Source organism: Streptomyces atratus (genome assembly GCF_014648655.1).
GTDB classification, from domain to species: Bacteria; Actinomycetota; Actinomycetes; order Streptomycetales; family Streptomycetaceae; genus Streptomyces; species Streptomyces atratus.
On record NZ_BMRN01000187.1, the window covers coordinates 772 to 1143 of the forward strand.

The 372-nt window shown below is 65.9% G+C and carries 1 protein-coding gene; it reads left to right on the plus strand.

From position 1 onward, the window contains the following. Positions 1-372 (plus strand): acyltransferase domain-containing protein (locus tag IEZ15_RS47630; RefSeq protein WP_189282520.1); only part of this gene is annotated, 372 nt, incomplete at both ends.

Genomic DNA, 372 nt, shown 5'->3' on the forward strand with positions numbered 1-372 from the left:
GTTGGTGCGGGGGCTGGCGGCTTTGGCCGGGGGCGAGATGGTGCCTTCGTCGGTGGTGCGGGGTGTGGCGGGGCCGGTGGGTGGGATGGCGTTTGTGTTCACGGGTCAGGGTGCGCAGCGGTTGGGTATGGGGCGTGGGTTGTATGAGGCGTTCCCGGTGTTCGCGGAGGCGTTCGACGCGGTGTTGGGGGAGTTGGATGGGCGGTTGGGGTGTTCGTTGCGTGAGGTGGTGTGGGGTGGGGATGTGGAGGTGTTGAACGGGACGATGTTTGCGCAGGCGGGGTTGTTCGCGGTGGAGACGGCGTTGTTCCGGTTGGTGGAGTCGTGGGGGGTGCGTCCTGATTTTGTTCTGGGGCATTCGGTGGGTGAGAT